Source organism: Streptomyces sp. MGP-P1, assembly GCF_057766565.1.
On record NZ_JBYMEM010000006.1, the window covers coordinates 1,317,774 to 1,338,527 of the forward strand.

15 protein-coding genes, 1 pseudogene and 1 riboswitch are annotated in these 20,754 nt (G+C 71.5%); of the genes and pseudogenes, 10 read left to right on the forward strand and 6 right to left on the reverse strand.

All coding sequences use genetic code 11. The features are described from left to right. Positions 1 to 7 precede the first annotated feature (7 nt). Positions 8 to 241, reverse strand: coding sequence for a DUF7455 domain-containing protein (locus AC3CH1_RS21580; RefSeq protein ID WP_007449803.1), 234 nt, complete (start codon positions 239 to 241; stop codon positions 8 to 10). 447 nt (positions 242 to 688) lie between these two features. Here AC3CH1_RS21580 and AC3CH1_RS21585 point away from each other — a divergent pair, with 447 nt between their 5' ends. From AC3CH1_RS21585 to AC3CH1_RS21595, 3 genes are all read left to right on the forward strand, one after another. Further along, a complete protein-coding gene (locus AC3CH1_RS21585) occupies positions 689 to 2,815 on the forward strand; it encodes a DNA gyrase/topoisomerase IV subunit B (protein ID WP_488464387.1) in 2,127 nt (708 codons plus the stop codon). A 258-nt stretch (positions 2,816 to 3,073) separates the two neighbouring features. Then, the gene (locus AC3CH1_RS21590) at positions 3,074 to 3,541 is read left to right on the forward strand and encodes a DUF485 domain-containing protein (protein ID WP_488464462.1); all 468 of its coding nucleotides are present in this window, start codon (positions 3,074 to 3,076) and stop codon (positions 3,539 to 3,541) included. Continuing rightward, positions 3,538 to 5,130: a solute symporter family protein gene (locus tag AC3CH1_RS21595; protein WP_488464388.1), complete on the forward strand. Its 1,593-nt coding sequence runs from the start codon at positions 3,538 to 3,540 to the stop codon at positions 5,128 to 5,130. The genes AC3CH1_RS21590 and AC3CH1_RS21595 overlap by 4 nt, the downstream gene beginning before the upstream one ends. A 25-nt stretch (positions 5,131 to 5,155) precedes the next feature. Here the strand turns inward: AC3CH1_RS21595 and AC3CH1_RS21600 are convergent, their stop codons facing one another. Further along, positions 5,156 to 5,830, reverse strand: coding sequence for a response regulator (locus AC3CH1_RS21600; protein ID WP_488464389.1), 675 nt, complete (start codon positions 5,828 to 5,830; stop codon positions 5,156 to 5,158). Beyond that, positions 5,827 to 7,530, reverse strand: a complete 1,704-nt coding sequence (locus AC3CH1_RS21605) for an ATP-binding protein (protein ID WP_488464390.1) — start codon at positions 7,528 to 7,530, stop codon at positions 5,827 to 5,829. Before AC3CH1_RS21605 ends, AC3CH1_RS21600 begins: the two co-directional genes overlap by 4 nt. Before the next feature lie 185 nt (positions 7,531 to 7,715). On the opposite strand from AC3CH1_RS21605, the gene AC3CH1_RS21610 reads away from it, so the two are divergent. After that, positions 7,716 to 8,735 (forward strand): LacI family DNA-binding transcriptional regulator, encoded by a 1,020-nt coding sequence (locus AC3CH1_RS21610; protein ID WP_488464391.1) that lies wholly within the window; start codon positions 7,716 to 7,718, stop codon positions 8,733 to 8,735. A 27-nt stretch (positions 8,736 to 8,762) separates the two neighbouring features. On the opposite strand, the gene AC3CH1_RS21615 is transcribed toward AC3CH1_RS21610, so the two are convergent. Then, positions 8,763 to 10,031: a citrate synthase gene (locus AC3CH1_RS21615; RefSeq protein ID WP_488464392.1), complete on the reverse strand. Its 1,269-nt coding sequence runs from the start codon at positions 10,029 to 10,031 to the stop codon at positions 8,763 to 8,765. A gap of 139 nt (positions 10,032 to 10,170) precedes the next feature. Between AC3CH1_RS21615 and AC3CH1_RS21620 the strand changes: the two genes are divergently transcribed. Then, positions 10,171 to 11,316, forward strand: a complete 1,146-nt coding sequence (locus AC3CH1_RS21620; RefSeq protein ID WP_488464393.1) for a citrate synthase/methylcitrate synthase — start codon at positions 10,171 to 10,173, stop codon at positions 11,314 to 11,316. 22 nt (positions 11,317 to 11,338) lie between these two features. After that, positions 11,339 to 12,546 (forward strand): annotated as a pseudogene (locus tag AC3CH1_RS21625) (CobW family GTP-binding protein). 37 nt (positions 12,547 to 12,583) lie between these two features. Here the strand turns inward: AC3CH1_RS21625 and AC3CH1_RS21630 are convergent. Then, entirely contained in the window at positions 12,584 to 15,040 is a 2,457-nt protein-coding gene (locus AC3CH1_RS21630) for a DNA gyrase/topoisomerase IV subunit A (RefSeq protein WP_488464394.1), read from the reverse strand. Positions 15,041 to 15,295: 255 nt separating this feature from the next. Between AC3CH1_RS21630 and AC3CH1_RS21635 the strand changes: the two genes are divergently transcribed. The 4 genes from AC3CH1_RS21635 (at position 15,296) to AC3CH1_RS21650 (ending at position 20,176) form a co-directional block, all read left to right on the forward strand. Then, a complete protein-coding gene (locus AC3CH1_RS21635; protein WP_488464395.1) occupies positions 15,296 to 16,678 on the forward strand; it encodes a M16 family metallopeptidase in 1,383 nt (460 codons plus the stop codon). Between the two features lie 26 nt (positions 16,679 to 16,704). Beyond that, complete coding sequence (locus tag AC3CH1_RS21640; RefSeq protein WP_488464396.1) at positions 16,705 to 18,075, forward strand: M16 family metallopeptidase; 1,371 nt, start codon at positions 16,705 to 16,707, stop codon at positions 18,073 to 18,075. A 222-nt stretch (positions 18,076 to 18,297) separates the two neighbouring features. Continuing rightward, a riboswitch (cyclic di-AMP (ydaO/yuaA leader) is annotated at positions 18,298 to 18,465 on the forward strand. A gap of 13 nt (positions 18,466 to 18,478) precedes the next feature. Further along, a complete protein-coding gene (locus AC3CH1_RS21645; protein ID WP_488464397.1) occupies positions 18,479 to 19,291 on the forward strand; it encodes a M23 family metallopeptidase in 813 nt (270 codons plus the stop codon). Between the two features lie 177 nt (positions 19,292 to 19,468). Next, on the forward strand, positions 19,469 to 20,176 hold the full coding sequence (locus AC3CH1_RS21650; RefSeq protein WP_488464398.1) for a GntR family transcriptional regulator: 708 nt from the start codon (positions 19,469 to 19,471) through the stop codon (positions 20,174 to 20,176). Positions 20,177 to 20,332: 156 nt separating this feature from the next. On the opposite strand, the gene AC3CH1_RS21655 is transcribed toward AC3CH1_RS21650, so the two are convergent. After that, entirely contained in the window at positions 20,333 to 20,614 is a 282-nt protein-coding gene (locus tag AC3CH1_RS21655) for an HPr family phosphocarrier protein (RefSeq protein WP_018957072.1), read from the reverse strand. Between the last annotated feature and the right edge of the window lie 140 nt (positions 20,615 to 20,754).

The window sequence follows — 20,754 nt, forward strand, 5'->3', positions numbered from 1 at the left end:
CGAGGTATCAGTGTTGTTCCTCGTCGGCAGCAGCCGCCTGCACGGCGGTGAGCCGATCCGTCTCATCCTGTATTTCCGCGGCGATCTTCTTGAGTTCCGGCTCGAACTTGCGCCCGTGGTGGGCGCAGAAGAGCAGTTCACCGCCACTGATCAGGACGACGCGCAGATATGCCTGGGCGCCGCAACGGTCACAGCGGTCTGCTGCGGTCAGCGGGCTCGCGGGGGTCAGAACAGTAGTCACGTCGCCTCTTCTCTAGCTCGACGAGCTGTCGTACCAGGGTCAACATCCAACCAGGCCGAAAACGTTCCCGCTCGTGGCTTTTCTTCGAAACTTCTTCTCGGTGTGGCTGTCTGTCGCCGGTTGGCGGCGAATGTGCCGTATGCGGAGCGCTACGGTTTCGCATTGCTTGTCTAGGGGGTCGGTCCCGCCGGCCGGCTTGCCGGTTTGTTCATGAGGACGTGCCCGGAGCCTAAATGGTTCATGCGTCGAAGGGAACGTGATGTGCACGTCACTCCAACGAATGATCGAACACCCATGCGAGCCCAGAAGAAGCTCGACTAGCATGAGGATTCCCCGAGGGTGGCGTTACAACCGCTCTACCAGGCCTCTGTAGGCTCTCAGCGGCAACCGAAGACCAGCCCCGTAACCACGGGGGCCCCAGATGAAATTCAGCGAGGAGCGAACCGCGTGACCGCCGAAACGTCCGTGCCGTCCACCGCGATGCTGACCGGAGCAGGCGGCGACCGGGACAGCTCCAACTACACCGCGCGGCACCTGCTCGTCCTCGAAGGTCTTGAGGCGGTCCGCAAGCGGCCCGGCATGTACATCGGGTCCACCGACAGCCGTGGCCTGATGCACTGTCTCTGGGAGATCATCGACAACTCCGTCGACGAAGCCCTCGGCGGCCACTGCGACCATATCGAGGTCATCCTCCACGACGACGCCTCCGTCGAGGTCCGGGACAACGGCCGTGGCATCCCGGTCGACGTCGAGCCCAAGACGGGGCTCTCCGGCATCGAGGTCGTCATGACCAAGCTGCACGCCGGCGGAAAGTTCGGCGGCGGCTCCTACGCCGCCTCGGGCGGCCTCCACGGCGTCGGCGCCTCCGTGGTCAACGCGCTCTCCGCCCGCCTGGACGTCGAGGTCGACCGCAACAGCGCGACCCACTCCATCAGCTTCCGGCGCGGTGTCCCCGGCATGTTCACCGAGCAGGGGCCGGACAGCCCGTTCGACCCGGCCAACGGCCTGCGCAAGGGCAAGCGCGTCCCCAAGACCCGTACCGGTACCCGGGTGCGGTACTGGGCGGACCGCCAGATCTTCCTCAAGGACGCCAAGCTCAACCTGGACACGCTCTACCAGCGCGCCCGCCAGACGGCCTTCCTCGTCCCCGGCCTGACGATCATCGTCCGTGACGAGCGGGGGCTGGACGGCGAGGGCAAGACCGAGGAGACGTTCCGCTTCGACGGCGGAATCAGCGAGTTCTGCGAGTACCTGGCCCAGGACAAGGCCGTCTGCGACGTCCAGCGCCTCAGCGGCACCGGCACCTTCAAGGAGACCGTGCCCGTCCTCGACGACCGCGGCCACATGACCGCCACCGAGGTCACCCGCGAACTGGCCGTCGACATCGCCCTGCGTTGGGGCACCGGCTACGACACGACCCTGCGGTCGTTCGTGAACATCATCGCCACCCCCAAGGGCGGCACCCACGTCAGCGGGTTCGAGCGCTCCCTGACCAAGACCGTGAACGAGGCGCTGCGCTCCGCCAAGATGCTGCGGGTCGCCGAGGACGACGTCGTCAAGGACGACGCCCTCGAAGGGCTCACCGCCGTCGTCACCGTACGGCTCGCCGAGCCGCAGTTCGAGGGGCAGACCAAGGAGGTGCTCGGCACCTCCGCCGCCAACCGGATCGTGGCAGGCGTGGTCGCCAAGGAGCTCAAGGCCTTCCTGACCTCGACGAAGCGGGACGCCAAGGCCCAGGCCAGGGCGGTGCTGGAGAAGGCCGTCGCCGCCGCCCGCACCCGGATCGCCGCCCGGCAGCACAAGGACGCCCAGCGCCGCAAGACGGCCCTGGAGTCCTCCTCGCTGCCCGCCAAGCTCGCCGACTGCCGCAGCGACGACGTCGAGCGCAGCGAGCTGTTCATCGTCGAGGGGGACTCGGCGCTCGGCACCGCCAAGCTGGCCCGGAACAGTGAGTTCCAGGCGCTGCTGCCGATCCGCGGGAAGATCCTCAACGTACAGAAGTCGTCCGTCTCGGACATGCTGAAGAACGCCGAGTGCGGGGCGATCATCCAGGTCATAGGAGCCGGGTCCGGGCGCACCTTCGACATCGACGCCGCGCGGTACGGGAAGATCGTCCTGTTGGTGGACGCCGACGTCGACGGCGCCCACATCCGCTGCCTGCTGCTGACCCTCTTCCAGCGCTACATGCGTCCGATGGTCGAGGCGGGGCGGGTCTTCGCCGCGGTCCCGCCGCTGCACCGGATCGAGCTGGTCCAGCCCAAGAAGGGCCAGGACAAGTACGTCTACACCTACTCCGACAGCGAGCTGCGCCAGACCCTCCTGGAGTTCCAGCGAAAGAACGTCCGGATCAAGGAATCGATCCAGCGCTACAAGGGCCTGGGCGAGATGGACGCCGATCAGCTGGCGGAGACGACGATGGACCCGCGCCACCGCACGCTGCGGCGCATCAACATCGGCGACCTGGAATCCTCCGAGCAGGTCTTCGACCTGCTGATGGGCAACGAGGTCGCGCCCCGCAAGGAGTTCATCACCAGCTCCGCGGCCACTCTGGACCGCTCGCGCATCGACGCCTGATCCCCTGCCCCTGGCGCCCGCTCAGGCCCCCGCTCCCGTATCCCCGGAGCGGGGGCCGCGTGCGTTTCCGAGGTCCCGGACCCAGGTCCCCGCGTTCGCGCAGCCGTACGGGACTTCTGTCACCTGAAGGGGTGAAGCCGGGCGAAGGGCGCGCCCGGGATCCTCTCGAACCGCCCATGGTTGGCCATGCGGCCGAAAAGGTCCGTGGATCAGGGGAGTCGTACGGTGGAGAAGGACGAAGGGCCGGAGGCCGCGGGAGTGCGGCTCGACGACCCGTGGGACGACGCGCCGGTCTTTGACCGGTGCGGCCGGGACGGGACGGCAGGGGTCCCGGAGTTCGACGCGCCCGCCGCGGCGGAGCCGGACACCGGGCCCAGCGCGGCCGACGTCTACCTGGAGGTGCACCGCAGCGCCGCCTTCCGCGAGGTGCGCCGCCGCTACCGCCGCTTCGTGGCTCCCGCCGCCCTCGCCTTCCTGCTCTGGTATCTCGCCTACGTCGTCGCCGCGACCACCGCGCCCGAGCTGATGGCCCGCCCGGTCGCCGGAGCGGTCAACGTCGCGATGGTGGCGGGTCTCGGCCAGTTCCTCACGACGTTCCTGCTCACCTGGGCGTACGCACGGCACGCGCGGCTGCGCAGGGACCGGGCGGCGCTCGACCTGCGCTGGGACACCCAGGAGATGACCCGGGGCCTCGGCCGGGGAACGACGAGAGGGCTCGGACGTTGAGAGGCGACCACCAGACTCTCGCCCTGCTGCTGTTCAGCGCGTTCATCGCGGTGACGCTCTTCATCACCACCTGGGTCGGCCGCAACCGGCAGGGCTCCGCCGAGGAGTTCTACGCCGGCGGGCGTCTGTTCTCGCCCCTGGAGAACGGTTTCGCCCTCGCCGGCGACTACATGTCGGCGGCCTCCTTCCTCGGGATCTCCGGGTTGATCGCCCTCTTCGGCTACGACGGCATGCTCTACTCGGTCGGCTTCCTCGTCGCGTGGCTGGTCGTCCTGCTGTTCGTCGCCGAACTCGTCCGCAACTGCGGCCGCTTCACCCTGGCCGACGTGGTCGCGGCGCGGATGGCGGAGCGCCCGGTGCGTACCGCCGTCGGCACCTCGTCCGTCACGGTCTCCGTGCTCTATCTGGTCGCCCAGATGGTCGGCGCGGGCAGCCTGGTGGCCCTCCTGCTCGGCGGGACGAGCGACGCGGCCCGGTCCTGGACGGTGGTCGGGGTCGGCGCTCTCATGGTGATCTACGTGTCGTTCGGCGGCATGCGCGCCACCACCTGGATCCAGATCGTCAAGGCCGTCCTGCTGATGGCCGGTGCCGTCGCGCTCACGGTGCTCGTCCTGGTCCGCTTCCACGGGAACGTCGACAACCTGCTCACCACCGCGGCCGAACGCAGCGGCCACGGCAAGGACTTCCTCGCGCCCGGCCTCCGCTACGGCGGGGACCTCGCCTCGCGCCTCGACTTCATCAGCCTGGGCGTCGCGCTCGTTCTCGGCACGGCGGGGTTGCCGCACATCCTGTCGCGCTTCTACACCGTGCCCACCGCCCGCGCCGCGCGCCGCTCCGTCGTCTGGTCCATCGGCCTGATCGGCAGCTTCTACCTGATGACGATCGTGCTCGGGTTCGGCGCCGCCGCCCTCGTCGGCTCCGCCGAGGTCCGCGCCTCGAACGCGGCGGGCAACACCGCGGTCCCGCTGCTGGCGCTCCACCTCGGCGGCGGTGAGGGGTCCACCGGCGGAACGATTCTCTTCGCCGTGGTCGCCGCCATCGCCTTCGCCACCATCCTGGCCGTCGTCGCGGGCATCACGCTCGCCTCGTCCGCGTCCGTCGCCCACGACCTCTACGCCTCGCTCCGCCGCCCCGGGCGGGGGAGATACGGCGAGGTCGCCGTGGCACGTGTCGCCGCCGCGGGAATCGGCGTGGTCGCGATCGGCCTCGGGCTGCTCGCCCAGGACCTCAACGTGGCCTTCCTGGTGGGCCTGGCCTTCGCCGTGGCCGCGTCGGCGAACCTCCCGGCCCTGCTCTACTCCCTCTTCTGGCGTGGCTTCACGACCAGGGGCGCCGTCTGGGCGGTGTACGGCGGCCTGGTCCCGGCGGTCGTCCTGGTGCTGGTCTCACCCGTCGTCTCGGGCAGCCCCGCGTCCCTGTTCCCCGGCGTGGACTTCCAGCTCTTCCCGCTGGAGAACCCGGGCCTGGTCTCCATCCCGCTCGGCTTCCTGGCCGGCTGGAACGGTACGGTCACCTCGCCCGAGCCGCCCGACGAGGCCAAGCACGCCGAGACCGAGGTCAGGGCGCTGACGGGGGCCGGGGCGGCGTAGGGCGTGCGAGGGCGCCCCGGGCAGCTCAGCCGGCGGACCAGGCGTACCGATGTTCCGGGCGGCCCGTCTCCCCGTAGCGCAGCGTCAGCCGGACCTTGCCGGTGCGTTCCAGCAGCTTCAGATAGCGCTGGGCCGTCTGGCGGCTCATCCCCGCGCTGTCCGCGATCTCCTGGGCGGAGAGCGGGCCGTCGGCTCCGCGCAGGGCCCCTCGGACGAGCTCGGCCGTGGTGGGGGAGTGGCCCTTGGGGAGGGCCGGCTCGTCCGCCGCCCACAGCGCGCCGAAGAGCCGGTCCACCTGTGCCTGCTCGGCCTCCCCGCCCCCGTCGAGCGCCCGCCGCAGCGCCGCGTACGCCTCCAGTTTCGGGCGCAGGCCCGCGTACGTGAACGGCTTCACCAGGTACTGGAGCGCGCCGTGCCGCATCGCGTCCTGCACGGTCGTGACGTCCCGGGCGGCCGTCACCATGATCACGTCGACCTGACGGCCCAGGCGGCGCAGTTCCCGTACGACGGCGAGGCCGTTGCGGTCCGGCAGATAGTGGTCCAGCAGGATCAGGTCCACCGGGACCTCCTCGACCGCCTCCAGCGCCGCGGCCGCCGAGTGGGCCTGCGCGACCACCCGGAAGCCGGGGACCTTGGCGACGTACGCCGCGTTGATCTGCGCCACCCGGACGTCGTCGTCCACGATCAGGACCTGGATCACGGCTGCCCTCCCGCTGTGGCCGGCCACGTGGCGGACGGCGGACCGTCGGGGGAAGCGCCGGGATCGGCCGACGCCCCCGGCCCGGGCTCGGCCAGCGCCTCCGGCAGGACCACCGTGAACACCGCACCGCCTCCGTCCGCCCCGGACACCGTCACACTGCCTCCCTGACGCTCCGCGAGCCTCCGGACGAGGGCGAGCCCCAGACCACGCTTGCCGTGTGCCGGGACCTCCTTGGTGGACCAGCCCTCCGTGAAGATCGACGCGTGCTGCTCCGGGGGGACGCCGGGGCCGCTGTCGCGCACCTCCAGGATCACCGTACGTCCCTCCGTGCACAGCCCGACCTCGATCCGCGCCCCCTCCGATCCGGCCGCCGCGTCCGTGGCGTTGTCGACCAGGTTGCCCATGACGGTGACCAGGCCCCGGGGCTCGACCACCCGGTCCGGCAGCAAGGTGCCGGGGGCCAGCCGTAGCGCCACGCCGCGCTCGGCGGCCACCGTCGCCTTGCCCACCAGGAGGGCGGCCAGCAGCGGGTCCTGGACCTTCTCGGTGACCTGCTCCGCCGTCGCCCGGTGTACGCCCACCACCTCCGTGACGAACTCCATCGCGTCCTCGTGCATCTCCAGCTCCAGCAGTCCGAGCAGGGTGTGCAGCCGGTTGGCGTGCTCGTGGTCCTGGGCGCGCAGGGCGTCGATCAGCCCCGTGGTGGAGTCGAGCTCGCGGCCCAGGTTCTCCAGCTCGGTCCGGTCGCGCAGGGTCACCACGGCCCCGCCGTCGTCCGTGGGCATCCGGTTGGCCAGCAGCACCCTGCTGCCCCGTACCGCCAGCAGGTCGTCGCCGACCACCCGTCCGGCCAGGACGTCCGCGGTCCTGCCGTCGCCCAGCACCTCCTCCAGCGTCCGGCCCGCCGCCTCGGGGCCCACGCCGAGCAGCCGTTGCGCCTCGTCGTTCAGCAGCCGGACGCGGCCGGCCCCGTCCAGGGCGACGACCCCTTCGCGGATGCCGTGCAGCATGGCCTCGCGCTCCGTCAGCAGCGCGGAGATATCGGAGAACGCCAGGTCATGGGTCTGCCGTTGCAGCCGACGGGAGATCAGGTACGCCGCGAGTGCCCCGACGGCCAGGGCTCCGCCCGCGTACGCGAGCAGCCCCGGGATCGCCCCGAGGAGCCGGGCCCGGACGCTGTCGTAGGCGATGCCCACCGACACCGCGCCGACCACGTCGCCGGACGGGCCGAACAACGGCACCTTGCCCCGCGCGGAGCGGCCGAGGGTGCCGCTGTCGATCTCCATCACCTCGCGACCGCGCAGGGCCTCGCCGGGGTCGGTGGAGACGATCGCGCCGATCCGGTGGGTGTCGGGGTGCGACCAGCGCACCCCGCGCTGGTTCATGACGACGACGTACTCCGCTCCGGTCGCCCGCCTGACCCGCTCGGCGGCCGACTGGACGGGACCCCGCTCGGAGGGGTCCGTGCTGGTCAGGTCCTGCACGATCCCCGGCTGGGCGGCGGTGCTCTGGGCGATGGCGAGGGCGCGGCGCATCGCCTGGTCGTCCAGCTGGTCGCTGAGGGGGGCCAGGAACAGGCCGGTGACCAGGATGGTCACGCCGGTGATGATGGCCAGCTGCATCAGCAGGACCTGGGAGAAGACCCGCTGGGGCCAGCCGAACCGGCGCGGTCCCCTGCCCGGGGTCGGTGGGGCGTTCATCGTAGAGACGGTAAGGGGCGCGACGCCGGGGCGGAAATTCGGCCGCGTTTCGGCCCGGCTGTCCGGGCCTGCGGTATACGCGCCTCTTGCTTCGCGGCGCTGTCTCTGTGAGCGTTCCTGGAGCGGTTCCGAGGAGTTCGCCACCAACGCAATCTTCTTGCGTTTCTTGCGTTAATCTTGCGCACATGACGCGACGACTTGCTCAAGTGGCCCAGAAGGTGGGAGTCAGCGAGGCGACGGTCAGCCGGGTGCTGAACGGCAAGCCGGGCGTTTCCGACGCCACCAGGCAGGCCGTCCTCTCCGCGCTGGACGTTCTCGGGTACGAGCGTCCGACCCAGCTGCGCGGCGAACGGGCCCGGCTTGTGGGCCTTGTCCTGCCCGAGCTGCAGAACCCGATCTTCCCGGCGTTCGCCGAGGTGGTCGGCGGCGCGCTCGCCCAGCAGGGGCTGACCCCGGTGCTCTGCACCCAGACCAAGGGCGGCGTCTCCGAGGCCGACTACGTCGAGCTGCTCCTCCAGCAGCAGGTTTCCGGCGTGGTCTTCGCGGGTGGCCTCTACCACCAGGCCGACGCCCCGCACGACCACTACAAGGTGCTCGCCGATCGCAAGATCCCCGTCGTGCTGATCAACGCGGCCATCGCCCACCTCGGCTTCCCGGGCGTCTCCTGCGACGACTCCGTCGCCGTCGAGCAGGCCTGGCGGCACCTCGTCTCGCTCGGTCACGAGCGCATCGGACTCGTCCTCGGCCCGTCCGACCACGTGCCGTCGCAGCGCAAGCTCGCCGCCGCCCGGTTGCTGGCCGAGGAAGCGGGCACAAGCGTGCCCGACGAATGGGTGGCCCGCGCGATGTTCTCGCTGGAGGGCGGGCAGGCCGCCGCGACGCGGCTGCTGGACCGGGGCGTCACCGGCATCATCTGCGCGAGCGACCCGCTCGCACTGGGCGCCGTGCGCGCCGCCCGCCGCCGGGGTCTCGCGGTGCCCGGTGACGTGTCGGTCGTCGGCTACGACGACTCGGCCTTCATGAACTGCACCGAGCCGCCCCTGACCACGGTCCGCCAGCCCATCGAGGCCATGGGTCGCGCGGCCGTGGAGCTGCTCTCGGTACAGATCGGCGGGCGGACCGTCCCCTCGGACGAGCTGCTCTTCGAGCCGGAGCTGGTGGTGCGCGGATCCACCGCGCAGCCGCCGCGCGAGAATTCCCGGTGATCCGTGGCTGATGTGCACTTACGGAGCTCAGGGGGCCGTCCGGAGTCCGGGGAGCGGCTGGGGCGGCCTGGGGCCCGTGTAGTGCCCGCTGGGGCGGATGCGGAGCGGGCGCTCTCCGTACTCCTCCAGCGCGTGCGCGATCCAGCCCGCGGTGCGGGACACCGCGAACACCGTCTCGCCCGCGTCCGGCGGCATGGACCGGGAGACGGACAGGACGGCCAGGGCCAGGTCGATGTTGGCGTGCAGCGGGGCGTGCCGCGCCGTCGTGCCGACCACCTCGCGGGCCGCCGCCAGCGCCCCGGCTGCCTGCGGCACGTCCTCCAGCAGCGCGAACAGGGCCGTCGCCCGCGGGTCCTCGCCCCGGTAGAGCCGGTGGCCCAGGCCCGGCACCCGCCGCCCGGTCCGCAGGTGATCGGCGACCACGGGGACCGCGCTGCCCCGGTCCACCGCCTCCCGGAGCATCCGGTGCGCCAGTCCGCTCGCCGCGCCGTGCAGCGGCCCCTCCAGCACACCGAGGCCCGCCGAGACCACGGCGTACGGGTGGGCCCGCGCGGAGGCGGCGACCCGGGCCGCCAGGGTGGAGGCGGCCAGATCGTGGTCGATCAGGAGGGTCAGGGCCGCGTCCAGCACGGCGAGGGACGGGGCGTCGGCCGGCTCCGCGGTGAGCCGTGACCACAGCCCCCGCGCCAGGGAATCCTCTCCTTGGGCCGGGACGCCGAGCTCCGGCAGGGCGCCCACCAGCGTCGGGATCAGACTCCGGGCGCTGCTGAGCACCGCCTCGGGCGACAGGTCGAACCGCAGCGGATCCGTGGCCGCCGCGGCGGTCACCGCCACCCGCAGCCGGTCCGTCGACCCGCTGTGCGCGGGCAGCGCGCCGACCGTCCGGCGAGCCGCCGCGAGGGTCCCGGCTGCCGCGGTGAACCGGGCGCCCGGGCTCGGCTCACCCGTCCACAGCCACTCGGCGACCTCCTCGTAGCTGTAGTGCCCGGCCAGCTCTGTCGCGTCGACCCCGCGGAAGAAGCAGCGGTCGCCCTCGATGAGCGTGATGCCCGTACGGAAGGCCAGGTCGCCCCCGGCCGGGGAGGCCTCCCTGCGCCCCGAGCGCCGGGCCAGCGCCCGGACCTCGTCGGCGTCGAACGTGCTGCCACGCCCCCCGGCGGCCCGCGCGCTGCTCAACTGGCCCCGACTGACGTACGCGTACACCGTCTCCGGCTTCACGCCCAGCAGTTCGGCGGCCTCCCGGGTGGTGAGCCGGTGCGGCGGCGCCTGCTCGTCGGGCGCTGATTGATCCGTCATGCCGACCACCGTATCCATCCTGAATCCACGGGGGAGCCCAAGAGATCCACCTCATAAGTTGATTGAATCAACGTTGACAGAATTCAAGTCAAGCATAGACAGTCGAATCAATGTTCCGTGCGTCGAAAAGAGAACAGCCATGACCACCACCCCTGCCGTCCCCCGCGGTCTCGCCGGCGTCGTCGTCACCGACACCGCCCTCGGCGACGTGCGCGGCCGCGAGGGCTGTTACCACTACCGCCAGTACTCGGCGATCGAGCTCGCGCGGACCCGTGGCTTCGAGGACGTCTGGTACCTGATGGTCCACGGCGAACTGCCCGACCGAGCGGCCGCCGCCGACTTCGCCGCCCGCACGGCCGCGCTGCGCACCCTGCCCGCCGAGGTGCGCGACGCGCTGCCCGCCATCGCCCGCGCCGGCGCCGTCTCCGGCCCCCTCGCCGGTCTGCGCACCGCGCTGTCCCTGCTCGGCTCCTCGGCCGGATTCCGCCCCGTGTACGACATCGGGACCGAGCAGCGGCGCCAGGACGCGCTCACCGTCTGCGCGGCCGTCCCCACGATCCTCACCGCCCTCCACCGCCTGGGTCAGGGGCTCCAGCCGGTCGAGCCCCGCGAGGACCTGCCGCACGCCTCGAACTACCTGTACATGCTGACCGGGTCGGAGCCGGAGCCCGGGCACGCCAGGGCCGTCGAGCAGTACCTCATCTCCACCGTCGATCACGGCTTCAACGCCTCCACCTTCACCGCCCGGGTCGTCGCCTCCACCGGAGCCGACCTGGCCGCCTGCCTGGTCGCGGCGGTCGGCGCGCTCTCCGGGCCGCTGCACGGCGGAGCCCCCAGCCGGGCCCTGGACACCCTGGACGCTATCGGCACCCCGGACCGCATCGACGGCTGGATCCGCGAACAGGTCCTCTCGGGCCGCCGCATCATGGGCTTCGGCCACCCCGTCTACCGCACCGAGGACCCGCGCTCCCGGATGCTCAAGTCCCTCGCACAGGGCTTCGGCGGACCGCTCGTGGACTTCGCCGTGGAGGTGGAACGCCAGGTCGAGGCCATCCTCGCCGAGCTCAAGCCGGGCCGGGAACTGCACACCAACGTGGAGTTCTACGCCGGAGTGGTCATGGAGCTGTGCGGGCTGCCGCGCGCGATGTTCACCCCGACCTTCTCCGCGGCACGGGTGATCGGCTGGAGCGCCAATATCCTGGAGCAGGCGGAGGACTCGAAGATCATCCGCCCGGCGGCCCGCTACGTCGGCGCGCCCCCGCCGCAGCCGGTCCCGGCACCCTGACGACGCCCCAGGAAGGCCCCCGTTGACCCCGCCCCGCACCCCGCAGATCCCGGTCGTCGTCCTGGCGGGCTTTCTGGGCTCCGGCAAGACCACCCTCCTGAACCATCTGCTCCGCAATCGCGAGGGCACCCGGATCGGCGTGGTCGTCAACGACTTCGGGGCCATCGAGATCGACGCCATGACCGTCTCGGGGCAGGTCGGCTCGACCGTCTCGCTGGGCAACGGCTGTCTGTGCTGCGCCGTCGACGCGAGCGAACTCGACACCTTCCTTCAGACGCTGACCCGGCCGTCCGCCCGACTGGACGTCATCGTCATCGAGGCGAGCGGGCTCGCCGAACCCCAGGAGCTCGTCCGCATGCTCCTGGCCAGCGACAACCCGCACATTCTGTACGGGGGCCTCGTCGAGGTCGTCGACGCGGCGGAGTTCGACAGCACCCGTCAGCGGCATCCGGAGCTCGACCGCCATCTCGCCGTCGCCGACCTCGTCGTCCTGAACAAGACCGACCGGGTGGGGGAGGCCGAGCGGGAGCGGCTGCGTGCGACGGTCACGGAGCTGAGCCGACCCGCCGCCGTGATCTCCGCCGTGCACGGCCGGATCGACCCCGAGCTTTTCTTCGACCCGGCCCTGCGACCGGACCACGAGGACACGGTCCGCCAGCTCACCTTCGAGGACCTGCTGCGGGAGGAGGCGACTGATGGGCACGAGGGGCACGACGACCACCTCCACGCCGCGTACGAGAGCGTCGACTTCACCTCGGACGTCCCCATGGACCCACGCCGCTTCATGGAGTTCCTCGACTCCCGGCCCGACGGGCTCTACCGGATCAAGGGGTTCGCGGACTTCGGCGCCGGTGACCGGGACAACACGTACGCGCTGCACGCGGTGGGCCGCTTCCTGCGCTTCGTCCCCCGCCCGTGGGCGCGCGGCGAACAGCGGCTCACCCAGCTCGTCATGATCGGCGCGGGCATCGACGCCGAAGTGCTGCTGGCCGGACTCGCCGCCTGCCGCGCGGACGAGCCCGGCCCCGAAGCTCCGCCCTCGACGAGTCCGCCGACGCCGGGGCCGCCGACGCCGGGGCCGCCGGCGCCGCTGCCGTCGAGCGCGGTATGTGGGGCGTGCTGCGGTACGTACAACAGGAGGCGGACCCCGTGGACGTACAACGGGCGGACCCCGTGCCTGTACAGGAGGCGGACCTCGTGGACGTACCGGAAGCGGCCGTGGAGGCGTGACGCCCCAGGGCCGCTCCCCGCCGTACGAAAAGGGCGCCTACAGCGGCGGTCCCGCGATCACGTCCACCGTCTCCAGCAGCGGAGTGCCCGAGCCGTCCCGCCTCGGGTCCGGCTCCGGCAGCTTCGCCGGGGTGCCGTTCTTCTGCGCGGCCCGTGCCGGGGTGGGGCCCGCCCACGCGAACACCAGGACGTCCTCGCCCTTCAGGAACCGCTGGCAGCGCACCCCGCCGGTGGCCCGGCCCTTGCGCGGATACTGGTCGAACGGGGTGAGCTTGGACGTCAGCACCGAGTCGTCCAGCGTGCCGTGCGAGCCGGCCACCGTGAACACGATCGCCCCGGCCGCCGGGTCCACCGCCGTGAACGACAGCACCTCGGCCCCGGCCGTCAGTTTGACGCCCGCCATGCCCCCGGCGGCCCGCCCCTGCGGACGTACCGACGCCGCCGGGTACCGGAGCAACTGGGCGTCGGAGGTGATGAACACCAAATCCTCCTCGCCCGTGCGCAGTTCGGTCGCGCCCACGACGCGGTCACCGTCCTTGAGGGCGATGACCTCCAACTCGTCCTTGTTGGGCGGGTAGTCCGGCACGACGCGTTTCACCACGCCCTGAAGGGTGCCGATCGCGAGACCCGGCGAGGACTCGTCCAGGGTGGTCAGGCAGACCAGCTCCTCGTCCGCCTCCAGGCTGAGGAACTCGGAGGTCTGCGCCCCGCCGGAGAGGTTCGGCTCCGCGTGCGTGTCCGGCAACTGCGGCAGGTCGATCACCGAGAGCCGCAGCATCCGGCCCGTGGAGGTCACCGCCCCGACGTCGCCGCGCGCCGTCGCCGCCACCGCCGACACGATCACGTCGTGCTTGGTCCGCCGGGCGTCCTCGGAGATCTCGACCGGCTCCGCGTTCGCCGTGCGGGCCAGCAGGCCCGTCGAGGAGAGCAGCACCCGGCACGGGTCGTCCGCCACCTCCAGCGGCACGGAAGCGATCTGCGCACCGGCCGACTCCAGCAGCACCGTGCGCCGGTCCGTGCCGAACTTCTTCGCCACGGCGGCCAGCTCCGAGGAGACCAGCTTGCGCAGCTCCGCGTCCGACTCCAGGATCGCGGTCAGAGCGTCGATCTCGCCGGTGAGCCGGTCGCGCTCGCTCTCCAGCTCGATCCGGTCGAAGCGGGTGAGCCGGCGCAGCGGGGTGTCCAGGATGTACTGCGTCTGGATCTCGCTCAACGAGAAGTGCGCCATCAGGCGCTCCTTCGCCTGCGAGGAGTTGTCGCTGTCCCGGATGATCCGGATGACCTCGTCGATGTCGAGCAGGGCGACGATCAGGCTCTCGACCAGGTGCAGCCGGTCGCGGCGCTTGGTGCGGCGGAACTCGCTGCGCCGGCGCACCACCTCGAAGCGGTGGTCCAGATAGACCTCCAGCAGCTCCTTGAGGCCCAGGGTGAGCGGCTGACCGTCGACCAGCGCCACGTTGTTGATGCCGAAGGACTCCTCCATCGGCGTCAGCTTGTAGAGCTGCTCCAGCACCGCTTCCGGCACGAAGCCGTTCTTCACCTCGATGACCAGACGCAGCCCGTGCGCCCGGTCGGTGAGGTCCTTGACGTCGGCGATGCCCTGGAGCTTCTTCGCCGAGACCAGGTCCTTGATCTTGGCGATCACCTTCTCCGGGCCGACGGCGAAGGGCAGTTCGGTGACGACGAGGCCCTTGCGGCGGGCCGTCACGTTCTCCACGGCGACGGTGGCACGGATCTTGAACGTGCCGCGGCCCGCCGTGTACGCGTCCTTGATGCCGCCCAGTCCGACGATGCGGCCGCCGGTGGGCAGGTCGGGTCCCGGGACGAAGCGCATCAGCGTCTCGATGTCGGCGCCCGGGTGCTTGATCAGGTGCCGGGCGGCCGCGATGACCTCGCCCAGGTTGTGCGGAGGCATGTTGGTGGCCATGCCCACGGCGATCCCGGAGACCCCGTTGACCAGGAGGTTGGGATAGGCGGCGGGGAGGACGACCGGCTCGCGCTCCTGGCCGTCGTAGTTCGACTGGAAATCGACGGTGTCCTCGTCGATCGCCTCGGTCATCAGCGAGGTGGCGTCGGCCATCCGGCACTCGGTGTACCGCATTGCGGCCGGCGGGTCGTCGTTGCCGAGGGAGCCGAAGTTGCCGTGGCCGTCGACCAGGGGGAGGCGCATCGAGAACGGCTGCGCCATGCGCACCAGGGCGTCGTAGATCGAGGCGTCGCCGTGCGGGTGCAGCTTGCCCATCACCTCGCCGACGACGCGGGCGCACTTCACATAGCCGCGGTCGGGGCGCAGCCCCATCTCGTTCATCTGGGACACGATGCGGCGGTGCACCGGCTTCATGCCGTCGCGGGCGTCGGGCAGGGCCCTGGAGTAGATCACCGAGTACGCGTACTCGAGGAAGGAGCCCTGCATTTCGTCGACGACGTCGATGTCGAGGATCTTCTCCTCGAAGTCGTCCGGCGGCGGCGGGGTCTTCGTGCTACGGCGGGCCATCGCGGCTGCGACTCCTTCACAGATTCTGTTCGGACAACCTGAGCTTGTTCGGTACGACACGAGCTAGTGACGCGGTCCATTGTGGACCGCCGTACTGACAACGCCGACCTCGACCCGTCCGAAGCGGGCCGAGGGGGCGTCCGCGACACCATTGACGGAAACATCCACGGAACGGGAACTTCGCCAGGTGCCGGTGCGCTTGCTTAGAGTGGCAGGTCTGGCAGGAAGTCCAGTATCGCGATCGAAGGGACGTACATGCCCATGGGTCACACGGCCACCGCACAGGCCGGCTCCGGCGGCTTGACAGCGACCGAGCACCGCCTGGCCAACGGCCTGCGTGTGGTGCTCTCCGAGGACCATCTGACCCCGGTCGCCGCGGTCTGCCTCTGGTACGACGTCGGCTCGCGCCACGAGGTCAAGGGACGCACCGGTCTGGCTCACCTTTTCGAGCACCTGATGTTCCAGGGCTCGGGCCAGGTCAAGGGGAACGGTCACTTCGAGCTCGTCCAGGGGGCCGGCGGCTCGCTCAACGGGACGACCAGTTTCGAGCGGACCAACTACTTCGAGACCATGCCCACCCACCAGGTGGAGCTGGCGCTCTGGCTGGAAGCCGACCGGATGGGCTCCCTCCTCGCCGCGCTCGACGAGGAGTCCATGGAGAACCAGCGCGACGTCGTCAAGAACGAACGCCGCCAGCGTTATGACAACGTGCCCTACGGCACGGCGTTCGAGAAGCTGACCGCCCTCTCCTACCCCGAGGGCCACCCGTACCACCACACCCCGATCGGCTCCATGGCCGATCTGGACGCGGCCACGCTGGAGGACGCCCGCGCGTTCTTCCGTACGTACTACGCGCCCAACAACGCGGTGATCTCGGTCGTCGGCGACATCGACCCCGAGCAGACGCTCGCCTGGATCGAGAAGTACTTCGGCTCCATCCCCTCCCACGACGGCAAGCAGCCGCCGCGCGACGGGACGCTGCCCGGGGTCATCGGCGAGCAGTTGCGCGAAGTGGTCCACGAGGAGGTCCCGGCACGCGCCCTGATGGCCGCCTACCGCCTCCCCCACGACGGCACCCGCGCCTGTGACGCCGCCGACCTGGCGCTCACGGTGCTGGGCGGCGGCGAGTCCTCCCGGCTGCACAACCGTCTGGTCCGCCGCGACCGTACGGCGGTGGCGGCCGGTTTCGGGCTGCTGCGGCTCGCCGGAGCACCCTCGCTCGGCTGGCTGGACGTGAAGACGTCCGGCGGCGTCGAGGTGGAGACGATCGAGGCCGCGGTCGACGAGGAGCTGGCCCGGTTCGCCGCCGAGGGCCCCACCCCCGAGGAAATGGAGCGGGCCCAGGCGCAGTTGGAGCGCGAGTGGCTCGACCGGCTCGGCACGGTCGCCGGCCGCGCCGACGAACTGTGCCGCTACGCGGTCCTGTTCGGTGACCCGCAGCTCGCCCTGAGCGCGGTGGGCCGCGTCCTGGACGTCACCGCGGAGGAGGTGCGCGCGGCGGCCGAGGCGACCCTGCGCCCCGACAACCGGGCGGTGCTGGTGTACGAGCCCATCGAGCCGGCCGACGAGGCCGACGAGTCCGACGAGGGCACGGCAGCCACCGAGGGCACCGACGCGCACGAGGGGGCGGACAAGTGAGCGACGCCGCCGTGACTGGAGTAGCCATGGAGTACCACCCGCAGCCCACGCCCGGCACGGCCCGCCCCTGGGCCTTCCCGGCGCCCGAGCGAGGCGCCCTGCCCAACGGGCTGACCGTGCTGCGCTGTCACCGCCCCGGCCAGCAGGTCGTCGCGGTGGAGATCTTCCTGGACGCGCCGCTGGAGGCCGAGCCCGAGGGCCTGGACGGCGTGGCCACGATCATGTCGCGGGCGCTCTCGGAGGGCACCGACAAGCACAGCGCCGAGGAGTTCGCCGCCGAGCTGGAGCGCTGCGGCGCCACGCTCGACGCGCACGCCGACCACCCCGGCATCCGGGTCTCCCTGGAGGTCCCGGCCTCCCGGCTGACCAAGGCCCTCGGGCTGGTCGCCGAGGCGCTGCGGGCCCCGGCCTTCGACCAGAGCGAGATCGAGCGCCTCGTCGGCAACCGTCTCGACGAGATCCCGCACGAGCACGCCAACCCGTCCCGGCGCGCCGCCAAGCAGCTCTCCAAGGAGCTGTTCCCGGCCACCGCCCGGATGTCCCGCCCGCGCCTGGGCACCGAGGAGACGGTCCGGCGGATCGACGAGAGGGCCGTGCGCGCCTTCTTCGACGCCCACGTCCGGCCGTCCACCGCGACGGCCGTTATCGTCGGCGACCTGACCGGCATCGACCTGGACGCGCTGCTGGCGGAGACCCTCGGCGACTGGTCGGGCAACGCCGGCCAGGCCCGCCCGGTGCCGCCCATCACCGCGGACGACACCGGCCGCGTCGTGATCGTGGACCGGCCCGGCGCGGTCCAGACCCAGCTGCTGATCGGCCGCATCGGCGCCGACCGGCACGAGCGCGTGTGGCCCGCCCAGGTGCTCGGCACGTACTGCCTGGGCGGCACCCTCACCTCCCGGCTGGACCGGGTGCTGCGCGAGGAGAAGGGCTACACCTACGGGGTGCGGGCCTTCGCCCAGGTGCTGCGCTCCAGCGGCCCGGACTCCGGCGGCGCGGCCATGCTCGCGATCAGCGGCTCGGTGGACACGGAGTCCACCGGACCGGCACTGGACGACCTCTGGAAGGTCCTGCGGACGCTGGCCGCCGAGGGACTGACCGACGCCGAGCGCGAGACGGCCGTGCAGAACCTGGTGGGCGTCGCCCCGCTGAAGTTCGAGACCGCCGCCTCCGTCGCGAGCACGCTGGCCGACCAGGTCGAGCAGCACCTCCCCGACGACTACCAGGCACACCTCTACGCCCGGCTCGCCGAGACGGGCACCGTGGAGGCGACCGCCGCCGTGGTCAGCGCCTTCCCGGTCGACCGGCTGGTCACGGTCCTCGTGGGGGACGCCGCCCGGATCGAGGAGCCCGTGAGGGCCCTCGGCATCGGAGAGGTGTCCGTCGTCACCGGCTGACGCACCCGTGGCACACCGCCGCGAACAGGACCCCGACGGACGCATGTTCGTCGGGGTTCTTCCTTTCTGTCCGATTAGCCCAACTCGTCACCTTTGGGGGAGAGGCTGCCTGTCTGCCCTGTGGGATGTGCGACAAATCCCCCGGTCCGTTTGGCGATGGGAAGTCGCCCCGCCTAGCGTCGGCTCGGCTGTCCGCCACCCGTATGCCGCAACCGCGGCGCCGGGCAGTCATCGCCGAGTCCCCGTCAGGCGCGAGCCTGGGGAGCCGGGGACCCACGCAGTCCCTGGGGTGAATCGGAGGCCCGTGCCGCGAAACCGGCGTGGGGATCCGTAGGAGACCTTCCTGCTCCGAACCCGTCAGCTAACCCGGTAGGCGAGAAGGAAGGAAAGGATCAGCCCCTCCATGGCGTTCACCCGTGCCACCGGGAAGCACCGTGCCCCGAGGCGCCTCACGCGCCGGAGCGCCCAGGCCGCCGGCATCGCGGCTCTGGCCACCGGGGTCCTCGGCTCGCTGGCCTCCCCGGCCCTCGCCGCGGACACCGAGGCCGCCCAGGTCGCCGACACCGGCCTCATCCAGGCCGTCGCCCTCGACGCCACTCTCGCCGAGCAGATAGACGCCCAGGCCCACGCCCAGAAGCTGCAGGCCGACGCCATCGCGAAGGCGAAGGCCGAGGCCGCCGCGGAGGCCCGCGAGAAGGCAGCCAAGGCCAAGGCGAAGGCGGAGGCCGAGCGCAAGGCCGAGGCCCGCGCCCAGGAGGTCCGCGAGGAGAAGGCCCGTGCCGCCCGCGCCGCCGAGCGCGCCCGTCTGAACGCCTTCCACCTCCCGGTGGCCGGCTCCCACGTCACCACCGGCTACAACACCGGCGGTGCGCTCTGGTCCTCCGGCAGCCACTCCGGCGTGGACTTCCAGGCCGCCTCCGGCAGCTCCGTCGTGGCCGTCGGCGCCGGCACGGTCGTCGAGGCCGGCTGGGGCGGCGCGTACGGCAACAACATCGTGCTCCGGATGACGGACGGCACGTACACCCAGTACGGCCACCTCTCCTCGATCGGCGTCTCCGTCGGCCAGAGCGTCTCCTCCGGCCAGCAGATCGGCCTCTCCGGCTCCACCGGCAACTCCACCGGCCCGCACCTGCACTTCGAGGCCCGGACCAGCCCCGACTACGGCTCCGACATGGACCCCGTCGGCTACCTGCGCTCCCACGGACTGAACGTCTGACCCGCCCCGCGCGACCCCGTCCGAAGGCCCCGGCGCCCGCCGGGGCCTTCGGCGATTCCAGCCCGTGGATATCCTTGGATTCCGGCCTGCCATCGGAAATTCAGGCAGATTGCAATAGAGTCACGGAACAGACGTCGGGCGGCCGCGTTTCGCGGGGATCAAGGCGGAGGTTCGGACATGCGCATTCCCGCGCATTCGGTATGCACGGCAATCCGTGACGACATCGTCTCCGGTGTCTACGAGCGGGGCAGCCGCCTCACCGAGGAGCTGCTGGCCCGCCGCTACGGGGTCTCCCGCGTCCCGGTCCGCGAGGCCCTGCGCACCCTGGAGTCCGAGGGCTTCGTCGTCACCCGCAGACATGCGGGCGCCTGTGTCGCCGAGCCCACGGTGCAGGAGGCGGCGGACCTCCTGGAGATGCGGATGCTTCTGGAGCCCCTGGGTGCGGCCCGCGCCGCGCAGCGCCGCACGGAAGCCCACCTGAAGGTGCTCCGGGGCCTGGTCAGACTGGGCCAGGAGCGGGCCCGCCGGGGTGAGGGCGAGGACCTGCGCTCGCTGGCCGGCTGGTTCCACGAGACCCTCGCCCAGGCCTCCGGCAGCCCCGGACTCATCGCCCTGCTCACCCAGCTCCGCCACAAAATCGCCTGGATGTACGCGGTCGAGCAGCCGGCCCGACCGGTCGACTCCTGGGCCGAGCGCGGCGCGATCGTGGACGCCGTGGCGCGCGGCGACGCGGAGCGGGCGAGGGCGCTGACCGCCCAGTACGCGGAACGCGCCACGGGGACCCACCGGCTGCGCCGCCCGCACCCGCCGGGGCGGCGCGCCGCGCCCGTTCCCCGCGTGAGGACTTCGCAACACGACGTAAACATCGCGGGCGTCCGTAATTAACAGAAGAGCCGTAGACAAAGAGAAGTAATGGCGGGGCATTGTTCGTGCTGCCCGGAATTGATGCGTAGCTCTTTCCCGAAAGCGAAAGAGCCGTGATCCCTCAACGGGGTCACGGCTCTCGCACCTGGCGAATCCGGCCGGGCCGGGTCGCGTGGGTCAGACGGTCTCGGGGAGTTCTTCCAAGCCCTCGGCGACCAGCTTCGCGAGCCGGTCCAGAGCGGCCTCGGCGTCGTCCGCGTCGGACGCGAGCACGATCTCCTCGCCGCCCTGCGCGCCCAGGCCGAGCACGGCGAGCATGGAGGCGGCGTTCACCGGGTTGCCGTCGGACTTGGCGATCGTCACGGGGACGCCGGAAGCCGTGGCGGCACGGACGAAGATGGAAGCGGGGCGGGCGTGCAGGCCCTCGGCCCAACCGACGTTTACGCGGCGCTCAGCCATGGTTCTGCCCTTCACATATCAACGGTTGTCTAGACCAGTCTCTCATGCAGTGCGTGGTGCTGTGCCCGGCCTCCTGCCCGGTCCTGTGTCCGGCTTCCTTGTCCGGATCCTGTGCTCCGGCGGCCCCGGTCCGGGACCCC